This window comes from Dysgonomonas sp. HGC4 (assembly GCF_001261715.1).
GTDB lineage: Bacteria > Bacteroidota > Bacteroidia > Bacteroidales > Dysgonomonadaceae > Dysgonomonas_A.
On the sequence record NZ_CVRU01000008.1, the window covers coordinates 1 to 13,525 of the forward strand.

Genomic DNA, 13,525 nt, shown 5'->3' on the forward strand with positions numbered 1-13,525 from the left:
TTTGAATCGTTTCTTATTTTATATCACTGTGGATAGAAATCAGGACTTAACCAAATTACTTTTTCCATTCAAAGCATCCAATATCAGGCCCATCGTCACTGCGGCGCGAAACTCCGATCAAATCGTAAGGCAGAGCCACTGCATCTTGACGCGATCCTTTGTTTATGGCAGGTGAGTTTTCCGATAACTCGAAATTATAATAATAAAACAAGCTTGGATCTTCTACCGCTGTTTCCAACGAATAGATATACTTGAATTTAGGATCTACATTCCATACCGTATTTACAAAATTATCGTCATCCGATCCCGCAATTTTCAACAAACAGTTCTTAAAAAGATACGTAAACGATATACCATCTTTTTTTGTAACAGTCAATTCCTTAGGTCCGTTTCCTGCAACAATAGTATTTATAAACGAAGTATTTACAACAGGATAATCTACGGTTCTTCCATTTACATTCTCTCCTGTATTAGCCAGCAAAAGAGTACTTTTTCTGGGCAATGTCAACCAATTGCTATGCATATAGTTCGCAATGGTGCAATGCAAGAAATCGTAACTACCGCCTAATAACCTTACCGTATAGTTACCCGAATTAGCAAATAGTGTATTCTTTGCTGTTATCTTACAATTGACTGCCCATAAGACTTCTTTAGTCGCATTCTGAACAATGGTATTCATAAATGTAGCTTTTTGCCTAGTCAGATCCGATTCGTGAAAAAGAACTCCATAAATACCATTACGGATTCTTACATTCTCGAAATTATTATCGTAACTATCGGCTGCCACTTCTATCCCACCCCATTGTCCGGGAACTCTATCGAAAGGTACATTACCCGATTGATACAGATTATCTAAACGATCTCCTCTAAAAACAATAGGTTCTGCTATTGTACCTACGGCATCTAAACGACCGTTAATTAACACTTTTGCTCCGCTATGGAAAAACAAGCGTACATTTTTCTTGATACTCAGTGTTGCATTTTTGGCAATGTATAACGAGTCGTATATAAGGTAGGGTTTTCCTTCGGTAAGAGTAGTATCACTGTCAATTCTCTTTCCTCGCCAAAGAATAACATCCTGCCCTATTGCTTCCAGTCGTACATATTGAGTCACCCCGTTGAATTGAAAACGTATCGAGTCATCAATCAGCATAGGTTTATTGCCCCCCAGGGGATCAACCGTCACCTCAACAAAAATATACATACTGTCTTTAGCTAAAAGACTAACATTGTTTATAGTATTGCCACTTTCACCATCTACATTCATTCTGAATCCCGTTTTAGCGGCATTCATCAACTGTATAGAACTTATGACTAATGCATCCTTGTTTTGATTGTAAATCTTCAAACGTTTAGTTGCAGTTCCCACTGTTGTAAAAACAGTATCGAACCGCAAAGTATCCACCGAAAATGATAATCTTAGACTACTGCTACTCGAAAAATTATCATCATTATCACACGAAAGAAACAAGGATAACGATGTGAACAACACTACAAATAATGCCTGATATTTTTTGCTACGCTTCATATTTAACAGACTCAGATTATATGCTACATGTTCCATCGGGCGAACAAGCACGTCCTTTGTGTCTTTCGCCTCCTCCACCTTTGGAAACACCATTTTCTTTCCAGAAATTATATGAATTATGCAGAACATCCAGATATTCTTCTTCAGCAAGTGACCCTTGTATTATGTCTTTGCCATTAAACAGGTAAAAAGGAATGTATTCTAAGTTCAGTTCATCTTCACTGAATCTTATATCTGCTTCAATATCTACAACAAACTCATCGCCATTCAATAAAGTCATAATTTCGTCCTCTGGTATACCTACACCTGTACCCAAACGCACCAGAGTTACTCTATCACTGATATCTTCGCCATCCACAAAGTAAGCTTTAAACAGAACTTCTTCTGTTTCGTCAGCCAATTTATGCTTCTTAGCCAATTTCACTAGACGGAGAGCATCCGAAGTATTAGCTACGACAAGTTTTTCGAAATGATAATCCAAGCCTACTTCCTTTGCCAGATCTACCAATCCTTGCAAATCGGCTTTCACCTCTTCGATGCTCGAACCATGCAATCCTGCAAAATACTCATAATACGATTGTCCTAATGGTCTTTTAGGTAAATCGGGATTCAATTCGTAACTATGCCAAACCAATTCTATCTCATTTGCATGAGGAAATTTTGCCAAAGCATTTTCGAACTTACGTTTTCCTATATAACAATACGGACAAGCTATATCCGACCATATTTCAACTTTCATTTTTCCCATAACATTTCTTTTTTTGTGAACCGTAAAAGCCGCAGACCTATTTGTTACTTCACCAAGTATAATAATTACTGCTACTTAAAATAGATTCTGATTTTGACCAATTAATATTTACTATTCAGCAAATATCGTAAGTTATTAAAGTAGCATAAATAGTGCCAAACATACTCCTAGAGTCATATTTAAAACATTTACTCTACATTATTTATTATATAGACAAATATAGGACAAAGTTTCCCTTGTCCTACATCTATTTATATATTATTTCACTCGTTTACAAGCCTAACAAGTTCTAGACACTTGTTGGGTTATACCTGCCAAAGTAAAAGATAGCTCTATGACTTTTTATTTCTTTTCAGGAATATTTTTCAAAACGTCAAGCAACAATCTCCACCATTTATCTACCGATGGTATATATATTTGTTCGGCTGGCGAATGTGCATCTGTAATAGTTGGTCCACAAGAAACCATATCCAAATGAGGATATTTTTGCAGGAACAAGCCACATTCTAAACCCGCATGAATAGCTTTTACTTCAGGCTCTTTACCAAATAGTTTCTTAAATGATTGCTCAGCCACTTTTAATATTGCAGAATTAGGATTTGGTTTCCAGCCCGGATACCCTTCTCCATGCTCTACCTTTGCTCCTGCCAATGTAAAGGCAGCATTTACCATATTGGCAGCATAGTTTTTCAACGATTCGGTAGAACTGCGTTGACTTGTACCAACAACAATAGTATTGCCTTCTTTCATTTTCACAGAAGCTAAATTAGTAGAAGCTTCCACTAAGCCGGGTACATCGTGGCTCATTGCCAGCACACCATGAGGGCATACGCAAATAGCATTCAATAACCCGTAAGTTGTTTTTTCGTCTATAATAAACTCAGGCTCATCAGTTGTTCCGATTAAAATCTGGACATTAGGATCCACCGCTTTCAACTCTTCCTCTATTTCAGCAATAAATACATTTAATAAGGTAACCACCCTGTCTTTATCGCCCACAGGAATACCAACCACAGCCGATGCTTCACGAGCAATAGCATTATGTAAGTTACCTCCTTCTATCGAAGCTAAACGCACTTCCATTTTACGAGAGATAGTCCATAAGAAACGATTTAGTATTTTATTGGCATTACCCAATCCTTTTTGAATCTCTGCTCCCGAGTGTCCTCCATTCAAACCTTTTACTTCCAGTTTAAACCAGAACTGGTTCATCGGAGTTTCGTCCTGCTCATATTTAAAAGTGGCAGTTGTACCCTTACCTCCTGCACAACCAATATAAAGTTGTCCTTCTTCTTCGGTATCTAGATTGATAAGAATATCTCCAGTCAGAAAATCCTGTCCCAAAGCATACGCTCCGGTAAGCCCTGTTTCCTCATCCACCGTAAATAAACATTCCAATTTTCCATGCTCTATATTATCCGAAGCCAATATAGCCAATGCAGCAGCTACACCCACGCCATTATCAGCACCCAATGTAGTACCTTTTGCTTTCAACCAATCGCCATCTACATATGTTTCAATAGGATCGTTATCAAAATCGTGTACTGTACCACTATTTTTTTCACATACCATATCAACGTGCCCTTGAAGAATAACTGTTGGCAAATTTTCTTTACCTTTAGTTGCAGCCTTTGTAATAAGTACATTACCAGCCTCATCCTTTTTTACTTCAAGATTGTGTGTTTTTGCAAAGTCGAGTAAATATGCTATTACCTTTTCTTCTTTTTTCGAAGGTCTGGGAACTTGTGTTAATTCATAAAAATACTTCCACACAATATGTGGCTCCAAATCGTTTATTGTCATAATATATCGTTTATTAATTTTTTATCGGAAACCCGTTTTTTCTTATTATAAAAGTAAAGATATATAGAGGCATACACAAACTTTTTCACATCTTTTATACTTAGTCCGAATACCATCTCCAACTATTACGCCTATCTTTGTCTCGAAAACCGAAAATAGGGTTCTCAATAACAGTATTTTTAGCCTTATTTTTATTTATTACCGAATAAATGCGGAAAATTTAAAATTTGGTTCTATTTTTGCGAAATAATTGATAAACAAATACTCGTAACAATATATTTTAGTCATCAACATTAAGTTATTTATATGAAAAATCTTTCTCTTGTGATAAATGGTATTTTAGCGGTTGCTATTATCATACTTTTTATCCTGTTCTTTAAGACGAAATCGACCACAGAGAATACACCATCTCTAAAATTCGAAAATGACACAACTGCGACTTTACCTATTGCATATGTCAATATTGACAGCGTTTTAACTAACTATCAATATGCAAAAGAAGCAAGCGATGCACTTATGAAAAAGACTGAGACATCGAGAGCTTCTATCAATCAAAAACAAAAACAATTGGTCAGCGAACAACAAGAATTTCAACGTAAATATCAAAATAATGCATTTCTAAGCCAAGAGCGTGCCGAGCAAGAAGCTACACGTATACAAAAACTTGGTGCTGAATTGGAGCAAACGGCTTCTCGTTTGGATAATGAGTTGACTATGGAACAAATAAGAGTGAACAATCAATTGGCTGATTCGGTTAGACTTTGTATCAAAGAGTTCAACAAGACTGCTAATTATCACATCATATTTAGCAACTCGGGACTTGACAATGTTCTTTATGCAAAAGAAAAATATAACATTACAGACAAAGTTATAGAGCTGTTGAATGCTAGACATGCAGCATCTCCTAAGAAATAAGAATTACACATTACTGAATATAAAAAGAGGAGTACATGAAAATGTATTCCTCTTTTCTATTTTATATAATCAAACAGACATCTAAGTTCTGTTCAGTTATTTATCAGCTATTTAAATAAGCTCTCTCGCAAGCTCTATTCTAAATGTAGTACCTACACCAATTTCAGAACTCTTTACGTATATCTTACCTTTGTGGTAATCCTCAATGATTCGTTTAGCGAGAGACAAGCCCAAACCCCACCCTCTTTCTTTGGTTGTAAAACCGGGAGAGAATATACTTTTAAACATAGCTTTGGGCAACCCCTTTCCCGAATCGGTAATATCAATACAAACCAATCCGTTTCTCTGAGACAGCTTAAATACAATATGTCCTTGCCCTTCCATAGCATCTACTGCATTCTTAGTCAGATTCTCAATTACCCAACTAAATAATGAAGTACTAATCTTAGCATACAAAGGGTCGTGAGGAATATCAAATTCAAACTTAACCTTCTTCGATATACGTTTTTCCAAGTAAGCAACCGACTGCTTCATCTCCTCTCCGACTTCGCGAGTTTCGGGAGCAGGTGTAGATCCAATTTTAGAGAATCGATCGGCAACAACCTGCAATCGCATCACATCCTTCTCCATCTCGTTCAAGGTTGATATATCCGATGTTTTACTCTTAAGATATTCTACCCAAGCTAGCATGGATGATATGGGAGTACCCAACTGATGAGCGGTTTCTTTTGATAATCCCACCCACAATTTATTCTGCTCAGCATTCTTTGTACTCAACAAGGCAAGGAATGAAACACAAATAAAGAAAGTCATCACCCCAATCTGAATAAAAGGATAATATTGTAAACGTTTCAATGTAGAGGAGTCTCCATAATAAACATATTGCTTAAAATTAGGAGATTCGATAACAATAGGACTATTCGATTTCTTGAAATAATCTACCTGTTCAGTCAAATACTTGAGACTATCATTTACAGGTACATCCACATTTGCAGTCATCAAAACATTATCATCCTCATCACACAAGATAACAGGGATAGTCTTATTACTGGACAATATTTTCAGAGTAAGATCTAATTCATCAATGCCATTATTACTGGCTGCCAATTGAAGAGCCTCAGCCCATAGCTCCATCTTTTGCCTTTCGTCTTTCGCCATATCTCCAGCCATTTGGTTAGATATTATAAGGAAACTAATGGCAATAGATATCGCGATAGCTATGAAAATATATTTAGCTAATACTTTTTTGTCAAAAGATCTCATTTTCTTAAATTAAGTCAATTTTGAGATAGGAAAGGTACATAATCTTTATCAGATACTAAAATTAGACCAGAAAAGAGCCACAATATCATAATTTTGTTAAAGTATGCTATATAAAATCAAATTGATTGGATTTTATATTAGTATCGCGTATCTTTGAACTGTGTTTTTTCATGGTATTAGATTTTAAGGTTAACAATGAAGATTGGTTGTCGGGATGACAACCTTTTCTTTTTTAGATACACAATCATCGAGACTATTGCATGTTATGTTATTACTCCACACAAAAGAAGCACAACATTCCCATAGAAAGTATTAGAAAATATTAAAATCACGCAACAGCGAAGTAACAATATCACATTTTTGTTAAATATATTGATTTAACATTAAAAGGATTGGTTTTAATCTCAAAATCGCATATCTTTGAACTGTGTTTTTTCATGGTATTAGATTTTAAGGTTAACAATGAAGATTGGTTGTCGGGATGACAACCTTTTTCTTTTTTAGACATACAAGCCAGTCACTTTTTTCTTTCCCTTACTCTTCGATACCCTCATACCTTTATTTTCTTCTTGCATCATAAAAATTATCAAGTAAGCATAGCATCCTAATAAAGAAACCATCTTCAGGAACACCTTCCTATCTTTAGGACGACAATTAGTAGCATTTACAAACAATTACACACCAAAGATCACTGTCACAACATCCTCAAAGGCTCTGATAAATAAAGATTTAAGCAGAACTATTTCTTAAGTAACTTGTTTAATACTTGTCACAAAACACAGAAGTATTTTACAAATCAAGATTACGTTATGAAAAAGTCAATTATTTCGGGTATTATGGTAGCTGCTCTTTTTATTTCAGCTAATACTGCATTCGCACAAGAAGTGAATAAACAAGAAGTAAAAAAAGAGAAGAAAGCGGAAGATAAGGAGACTAGAAAAGACAGCAAAAAAGGGAAAAAGGGTAAGAGAGAACGAAATTCTGAAAATTCAGAAGGAAAATCGGAGCGTGGAGAACGAGGTTCTAGAAACAGAGAAAACAGATCGGAACGTACCACTCAAAACAGTGACAGTATATCTTCCGAACGTACAGGACGTAAATCGAAGGGTAGTAAAAACAAATCGGAACGTAAAGAACGTGGCTCTCAAAATAAAGAAACAAAAACCGAAACTGAATAATTTTTTTTTATATTTAAGTTTCCGGATAAAAAGGTTTGAAACACAAAAGCTGATAGATAGGATTATTTATCAGCTTCATTTTTTTACTTACAGCCATACATCAATAAAACCAATACGATATAGACAGATTCTTTTTTTATCTTAAAAATTTCTTCTCGTTCTAATTAATATTACTAATTTTGTAAACAATCTAAAATTACTAACTTTTTTATAAGAAATCATGAATATTTCGCACATCGAACATCTTGGTATTGCTGTAAAAAGTATTGAAGACAGTCTTCCTTACTACGAAGGCGTTTTAGGCTTAAAATGCTACAACATAGAAGTTGTAGAAGATCAAAAAGTAAAAACTGCTTTCTTCAAAGTCGGTCAGACTAAAATAGAACTACTTGAGCCTACAAGCCCAGACAGTACTATCGCAAAATTCATCGAGAAAAAAGGAGAAGGTATCCACCACATTGCGTTTTCAGTAGATAGCGTAGCTTCATCATTGGCTGAAGCAGAAAGTAAAGGTGTACAATTGATAGACAAAGCTCCTCGTGCAGGTGCAGAAGGTCTTAACATTGCATTCCTTCACCCAAAATCTACTTGTAGTGTATTAACAGAATTCTGCGAACACCCAAGCAAATAAGATATACATTAAAAGAGACTTTACGATGTAAGGTCTTTTTTGCATTATCCTATATAAGGTAATGCAAAAAACAATGTAATATTTTAAGCTATAAGTGGCTGTTGCAGTTATGCTTGCAATACGCAAAAAAGGTCTTTGACCTTACAGAAATAAGTATTTAATTTAAGAATCAAAATATAAAAACATGAGCCAACTTGAAAGAGTAAAAGAGCTTATTGCACTTCGTGAAAAAGCACGCCTAGGTGGTGGTGAAAAAAGAATCGAAGCTCAACACGCAAAAGGAAAATATACTGCTCGCGAACGTATCGCTATCGTACTTGACGAAGGTAGTTTCGAAGAGTTTGATATGTTTGTAGAACACCGTTGTACAAACTTTGGAATGGAGAAAAACAAATTCCTTGGTGATGGTGTAGTAACCGGATGTGGAACAATTGACGGACGTCTTGTTTATATCTTTGCACAAGACTTTACTGTTATAGCAGGATCGTTGTCTGAAACATTGGCAATGAAAATCTGTAAAGTAATGGATATGGCAATGAAAGTAGGTGCGCCTTGTATTGGTATCAACGATTCGGGTGGTGCTCGTATTCAAGAAGGTATCAATGCATTAGCAGGTTATGCTGAGATTTTCCAACGCAATATTCTATCATCTGGAGTAATTCCTCAAATATCTGGAATTTTCGGACCATGTGCCGGAGGTGCTGTATATTCTCCAGCTCTTACCGACTTCAATATCATGACAGAAGGGACTTCTTATATGTTCCTTACAGGACCTAAAGTTGTAAAAACTGTTACTGGTGAAGACGTTACTCAAGAAGAACTAGGTGGTGCAAGCGTACACACAACAAAATCGGGTGTTGCTCACTTCTCAGTAGAAAACGAAGATGATGGTCTATCATTGATCCGTCACCTGATGAGTTTCCTTCCTTCAAACAATAGAGAAGAAGCTCCTCGCAAAGAATGTAACGATCCAATCGCAAGAATGGACGACTTGTTGAACGATATTATCCCTGACAATCCGAACAAAGCATACGATATGTATGAAGTAATCGGTTCGTTAATCGATAATGGCGAATTCCTAGAAGTACACGCAGCATATGCTAAAAACATAATTATCGGTTTTGCTCGTTTCAACGGACAATCGGTAGGTATCGTAGCCAACCAACCTAAATATATGGCTGGTGTGCTTGATATCAATGCATCTCGTAAAGCAGCACGTTTCGTACGTTTCTGTGATGCTTTCAATATTCCTATTGTAACTTTAGTTGACGTACCCGGATTCCTTCCCGGAACTGCACAAGAATATGGCGGTGTAATTGTACATGGAGCTAAACTTCTTTATGCTTACGGCGAAGCTACTGTACCTAAAGTAACAGTTACCCTACGTAAATCTTACGGAGGTTCTCATATCGTAATGAGTTGTAAACAACTTCGTGGCGATATCAACTACGCATGGCCAAGTGCAGAAATTGCAGTTATGGGTGCTGATGGTGCTGTTGAAGTATTGTATGCAAAAGAAATTAAAGCTGATCCAGATCCTGCAAAACAAGCTGAAGCTTATGCAGAGAAAAAAGATGAGTATAACAAATTGTTCTGTAATCCTTACAATGCAGCTCGTTATGGTTATATCGATGATGTAATTGAGCCTCGTAACACACGTTTCCGTGTTATTCGTGCATTGGAGCAATTGAGAACTAAACATCAGGTAAATCCAGCTAAAAAGCACGATAATTTACCTCTATAATTTTCAACTGTAATACATAGAAATTATGAGTGATAAAAATATACCCACAGATGTATTAGCTGTTATAGCTATGGCTATATATGATTTTCAACATCAACATGATGTTGAGAGTAATGTTTTGACCATTAAGCATGAATCTCAAGATCATCTTCCTTGGGTTGACAGAAGCGCTACAATGCTTCAAATGCCAATAAGAAAATAAAAATTAGAGAAATTTATCATGAAACAATTCATATATAGAATTAACGGTCAAGACTATATAGTTGCCGTAAATAAATTAGAAAACTCTATTGCCCAAGTTGCAGTAAACGGAAGCAATTACGAGGTAGAATTAGTAAGTAATGAGGAGGAAGTTACACTAGTATCTCGTCCGGTTGCAAAAACAGCTGCTGCACCTGCTCCTCAAAGAACAGCTACTGTATCGGCACCAACAAGTGCACCTGCTAAAAGCGGTGCTGGAGCTGTAAAATCGCCACTACCCGGTATTATCGTTGCAATCAACGTTAATGTAGGTGACGAGGTGAAAAAAGGTCAAACAGTTGCCGTACTTGAAGCTATGAAGATGGAAAATACCATCGCTGCGCCTCAAGCAGGTAAAGTGACTTCTATCAGCGTTAATCCAGGTGATTCAGTTTTAGAAGGTGTAGTTATCTTAACTGTAGAATAATACACGTTACAAACGTATAATTTAAAAGCCCCGTCTCTGAAAATTTTCAGAGACGGGGCTTTATTTTTTAGTATAAGCAAAATTACTTATTACATCTCCGATATAGTCAAAGTATTATACGCTCCATCGGTAGTTGTTTGTATCTCCCCCACCATACCGTTATATACCGAAAAATAACATTTATCACCAGCTTGAAGATATAAGAATGCTTTGTTCACAAACGTCATATTAACTGGTGCACCGGCAGAATTGTTGGGTGCTGCAAATGCACTCTTTACGTTTGAAGCTGTAGTACTTGAAACTCCTAAATTTAGCTCAATACGCAAAGTAGCTGAAGTTGTTACAATATTCTCAGCCATACCCGTACATGACACTGAATACACTCCTTTACGGGGAGCGGTGAATATAGACGTTTGGGCATCAAAACTATTTGTAGCATCTTTCTCTACAGTCCAATCTCCCCATCTTTGACTAGCTCCTGAACCTATCGTCAGTGCTTTTGTATTCTTAGCTATCACATATGCTCTCGCTGGTAGAACTGTTAACTTTACCCAGACACTCCCGTCAGAATATTCGATACCATTGTTATACCTTATAGCACCAGCTGCAGCTGCAGTGGCAGTCATAGTTGTTGTACCTAAACCCAATTCACCATTAGAAAAAGTTCCTCTTAGATCGACTTTAACTACAGGACTGGTTCTCCCCATCCCTAAATACCCACTATCTAGTAATCTGCTTAACTCGACATTAGCCGAATTCCGAGATAAAATAACGGGCGTTGTAGCTGACACCGATTTTACTTCCAGAGTAGCGACTGGCGATTCAGTATTAATCCCAATTTGAGCGATGATCCCCAAAGGGATAAAGAAAAGTATATATAGAATAATTATTTTGTTCATTTCTGTAAGATGCTTTATTGTATAACAATGGATATATTATTAAAATGTTGATCTGATACGGGATTTCCAGGTGTGTCTCCGTAAATGCGCAAGTGTTTATCAGTTCCCGTATTGTGAAATACTTGAGGATATAGCGTATCTCCTTCATTCAGAAAAAGTGTTCCACTACAAATCATAGGCACCATAAAATTTCCCGCCAATGGAAAAGAATTAGTACATTTTATAGTTTTACCATTGCTTGCTATCCATTGTCCTTCGATATAACTACCTGCCTTTACTGTAGTAATAGCTGTATGTACACTGAATGTAGCTGTATATAGTCCTGTCTTAGGAGCAGTAAATACCCCCGTTGCGGCATCAAATGTTTTAGCTGAATCATATTTTACATCCCAGTTACCAAGCTGAGTAGTGGTATTATTGGGGCATATCATCATATTATTAGAGTTAGCAGCAATCATACAATCCCTAACCATATCAGCCTCAAGTATCAGCCATTGAGTACCATCCGAATAATGTAACTCTTTGGTATCAGTTACATACTTTATCGCTCCCCCTTCTGCTACCGATGCCGTAAGGTTGGTATTACCGATGCCTATAATGTTATTGCTACCCGCACCGCCTCTCAGATCAAGACGTACAGAGGGGCTTGTTGTTCCGAGTCCCAGATAACCATTATTGAGCAATGTCAAAAGATTTACATTGCTGGAATTGCTAATCCTTATATTTTCAGTAAGGTTACTGTCTCCTTGCGAGAATATATCAAGTGCAGCAGTTGGAGTATTTGTATTTATCCCTACGTTTTGTGCGCTAACCTCTATTACATAGAGAGATAATAAAACAGTAGTAAGTGTTAGATAGTTGTATATTTTCTTTTTCATATCTTATCAATATCATAGATTGATCCATTTGCAAATGAGAGCAATGGGAGAGGTTTGATACCTCAATTTTCTAAAATGCTTAAGTTACAATATCCGGCTTTGAGATTTTTGGCTATTCCCATATTATGAGAAATAACAGGCTTGAGGGTTTGTCCTGCCAATAACTGAAAGCTTCCCGAACACAATACAGAGGTCTGGAAAGTGGCAGCGTCATAATATGTGGATTGGCATTTAACGGTTGCCGTGGGCGACACCAATTCCATTTGCATAAAGCTATAAGAGCCTACCGCACCGTTATCGAATGTAGCAATAACAGATATAGTATAAGTACCGCTACGTGGTGCTGTAAATATTCCGGTAGATGCATTAAATGTACCGAGCAAGTCTTCTTGTTTACGCCAATTCATAACCGTTGTAGAAGCATTGTTAGGAAAAGACTGACTTGTGTTGATAATATCGGCTACAACATATGTACGGATTACAGAAGCACTTAATTTGTTCCAACCGCTTCCATCAGATAAATACAGAGCCTGAGGACCTGCATCGTACTTTAATGCACCAGCTTTGGCTGCCGATGCCGCCTGAACACTGTTACCTATCCCGATGATTGCATTATTAGCGCCATTTCGCAAATCGAGCCGAATGTTAGGACTTGCAACCCCTAACCCAAGATAGCCTTGATCTCGTAACGAAAGTATCTCAGTATTGGATACATTTCTGACCGAAAGAGCTTGTGTTGAAGTAGTATTTCCTTTGGAAACTATTTCCAAGGTAGCTTGTGGATTTTTGGTGTTTATACCTACCTGAGCTTGAAGTAAGCCAAAGGAGAAAATGGCTATTAACAATAAAGTTATCCTGTTCATTATCTTCCAATTATTTATATAGTTAGTTGTTTTACGCACATAAAAAAGCAGTAACATGTAATCGCTACACACTACTGCCGGACATAGTTTTGCCACAGATAAGTTTACTAATCGTACGAGTTTGAACGACAACAAAAAAAACAAATCTTCTGCACGATAAATCTTATCGACAAAACTAAAATTATATTTATTGGGGAAATATTTGTATCTGAAAGCAACATGTGTAATATTTACACAAAATAAAAAAAGACGGAACAATCCGCCTAAGATATTTTTATTACCAGCGTAGTTGCTAGTTAATCTCTCTCTCTCTCTCTCTCTCTCTCTCTCTCTCTAATATTTCAACAGACATATCCAAACCTAAATAGTTAAAATTTAGACCCTTAAGAATAGATATGTTTGTTAATT

13 protein-coding genes are annotated in these 13,525 nt (G+C 36.6%); 6 read left to right on the plus strand and 7 right to left on the minus strand.

All coding sequences use genetic code 11. The annotated features are described in order from the left end of the window. Window positions 1–55 precede the first annotated feature (55 nt). From HGC4_RS00690 to HGC4_RS00700, 3 genes are all read right to left on the minus strand, one after another. Entirely contained in the window at window positions 56–1,621 is a 1,566-nt protein-coding gene (locus HGC4_RS00690; RefSeq protein ID WP_242047106.1) for a choice-of-anchor Q domain-containing protein, read from the minus strand. Further along, the gene (locus HGC4_RS00695; RefSeq protein WP_050708198.1) at window positions 1,545–2,276 is read right to left on the minus strand and encodes a DsbA family oxidoreductase; all 732 of its coding nucleotides are present in this window, start codon (window positions 2,274–2,276) and stop codon (window positions 1,545–1,547) included. Before HGC4_RS00695 ends, HGC4_RS00690 begins: the two co-directional genes overlap by 77 nt. Before the next feature lie 342 nt (window positions 2,277–2,618). After that, window positions 2,619–4,079, minus strand: a complete 1,461-nt coding sequence (locus HGC4_RS00700; protein WP_050708199.1) for an aminoacyl-histidine dipeptidase — start codon at window positions 4,077–4,079, stop codon at window positions 2,619–2,621. A gap of 306 nt (window positions 4,080–4,385) precedes the next feature. Here HGC4_RS00700 and HGC4_RS00705 point away from each other — a divergent pair, with 306 nt between their 5' ends. After that, the gene (locus HGC4_RS00705; RefSeq protein ID WP_050708200.1) at window positions 4,386–4,994 is read left to right on the plus strand and encodes an OmpH/Skp family outer membrane protein; all 609 of its coding nucleotides are present in this window, start codon (window positions 4,386–4,388) and stop codon (window positions 4,992–4,994) included. A gap of 111 nt (window positions 4,995–5,105) precedes the next feature. Here HGC4_RS00705 and HGC4_RS00710 read toward each other — a convergent pair whose 3' ends face one another. Beyond that, window positions 5,106–6,257: a sensor histidine kinase gene (locus HGC4_RS00710; protein WP_050708201.1), complete on the minus strand. Its 1,152-nt coding sequence runs from the start codon at window positions 6,255–6,257 to the stop codon at window positions 5,106–5,108. An 809-nt stretch (window positions 6,258–7,066) separates the two neighbouring features. Between HGC4_RS00710 and HGC4_RS00715 the strand changes: the two genes are divergently transcribed. The 5 genes from HGC4_RS00715 to HGC4_RS00730 all read left to right on the plus strand — a co-directional run bounded on the left by HGC4_RS00715 (window position 7,067) and on the right by HGC4_RS00730 (window position 10,477). Next, entirely contained in the window at window positions 7,067–7,435 is a 369-nt protein-coding gene (locus HGC4_RS00715) for a hypothetical protein (protein ID WP_157258046.1), read from the plus strand. Between the two features lie 220 nt (window positions 7,436–7,655). Further along, window positions 7,656–8,066, plus strand: coding sequence for a methylmalonyl-CoA epimerase (mce, locus tag HGC4_RS00720; RefSeq protein ID WP_050708203.1), 411 nt, complete (start codon window positions 7,656–7,658; stop codon window positions 8,064–8,066). A gap of 184 nt (window positions 8,067–8,250) precedes the next feature. After that, window positions 8,251–9,810 carry an acyl-CoA carboxylase subunit beta gene (locus HGC4_RS00725; RefSeq protein ID WP_050708204.1) on the plus strand — a complete coding sequence of 520 codons (1,560 nt, stop codon included), beginning with the start codon at window positions 8,251–8,253 and terminating at the stop codon, window positions 9,808–9,810. 25 nt (window positions 9,811–9,835) lie between these two features. Next, complete coding sequence (locus HGC4_RS18765) at window positions 9,836–10,012, plus strand: hypothetical protein (protein ID WP_185099929.1); 177 nt, start codon at window positions 9,836–9,838, stop codon at window positions 10,010–10,012. Window positions 10,013–10,030: 18 nt separating this feature from the next. Then, window positions 10,031–10,477 (plus strand): biotin/lipoyl-containing protein, encoded by a 447-nt coding sequence (locus HGC4_RS00730; protein WP_050708205.1) that lies wholly within the window; start codon window positions 10,031–10,033, stop codon window positions 10,475–10,477. Window positions 10,478–10,566: 89 nt separating this feature from the next. Here the strand turns inward: HGC4_RS00730 and HGC4_RS00735 are convergent, their stop codons facing one another. The 3 genes from HGC4_RS00735 to HGC4_RS00745 all read right to left on the minus strand — a co-directional run bounded on the left by HGC4_RS00735 (window position 10,567) and on the right by HGC4_RS00745 (window position 13,213). Continuing rightward, entirely contained in the window at window positions 10,567–11,376 is an 810-nt protein-coding gene (locus HGC4_RS00735) for a hypothetical protein (RefSeq protein WP_050708206.1), read from the minus strand. Between the two features lie 14 nt (window positions 11,377–11,390). After that, window positions 11,391–12,254 carry a complement C1q domain-containing protein gene (locus HGC4_RS00740; protein ID WP_050708207.1) on the minus strand — a complete coding sequence of 288 codons (864 nt, stop codon included), beginning with the start codon at window positions 12,252–12,254 and terminating at the stop codon, window positions 11,391–11,393. Window positions 12,255–12,316: 62 nt separating this feature from the next. Next, entirely contained in the window at window positions 12,317–13,213 is an 897-nt protein-coding gene (locus HGC4_RS00745) for a hypothetical protein (RefSeq protein ID WP_157258048.1), read from the minus strand. Window positions 13,214–13,525 lie beyond the last annotated feature (312 nt).

Bases quoted from the DNA above. Each gene is read 5' to 3' on its own strand.
- mce (WP_050708203.1), top strand. From the start codon at position 7,656: ATGAATATTTCGCACATCGAACATCTTGGTATTGCTGTAAAAAGTATT.
- HGC4_RS00690 (WP_242047106.1), bottom strand. From the start codon at position 1,621: ATGGTGTTTCCAAAGGTGGAGGAGGCGAAAGACACAAAGGACGTGCTT.
- HGC4_RS00700 (WP_050708199.1), bottom strand. From the start codon at position 4,079: ATGACAATAAACGATTTGGAGCCACATATTGTGTGGAAGTATTTTTAT.
- HGC4_RS00725 (WP_050708204.1), top strand. From the start codon at position 8,251: ATGAGCCAACTTGAAAGAGTAAAAGAGCTTATTGCACTTCGTGAAAAA.
- HGC4_RS00710 (WP_050708201.1), bottom strand. From the start codon at position 6,257: ATGAGATCTTTTGACAAAAAAGTATTAGCTAAATATATTTTCATAGCT.
- HGC4_RS00740 (WP_050708207.1), bottom strand. From the start codon at position 12,254: ATGAAAAAGAAAATATACAACTATCTAACACTTACTACTGTTTTATTA.
- HGC4_RS00715 (WP_157258046.1), top strand. From the start codon at position 7,067: ATGAAAAAGTCAATTATTTCGGGTATTATGGTAGCTGCTCTTTTTATT.
- HGC4_RS18765 (WP_185099929.1), top strand. From the start codon at position 9,836: ATGAGTGATAAAAATATACCCACAGATGTATTAGCTGTTATAGCTATG.
- HGC4_RS00705 (WP_050708200.1), top strand. From the start codon at position 4,386: ATGAAAAATCTTTCTCTTGTGATAAATGGTATTTTAGCGGTTGCTATT.
- HGC4_RS00735 (WP_050708206.1), bottom strand. From the start codon at position 11,376: ATGAACAAAATAATTATTCTATATATACTTTTCTTTATCCCTTTGGGG.
- HGC4_RS00730 (WP_050708205.1), top strand. From the start codon at position 10,031: ATGAAACAATTCATATATAGAATTAACGGTCAAGACTATATAGTTGCC.
- HGC4_RS00695 (WP_050708198.1), bottom strand. From the start codon at position 2,276: ATGGGAAAAATGAAAGTTGAAATATGGTCGGATATAGCTTGTCCGTAT.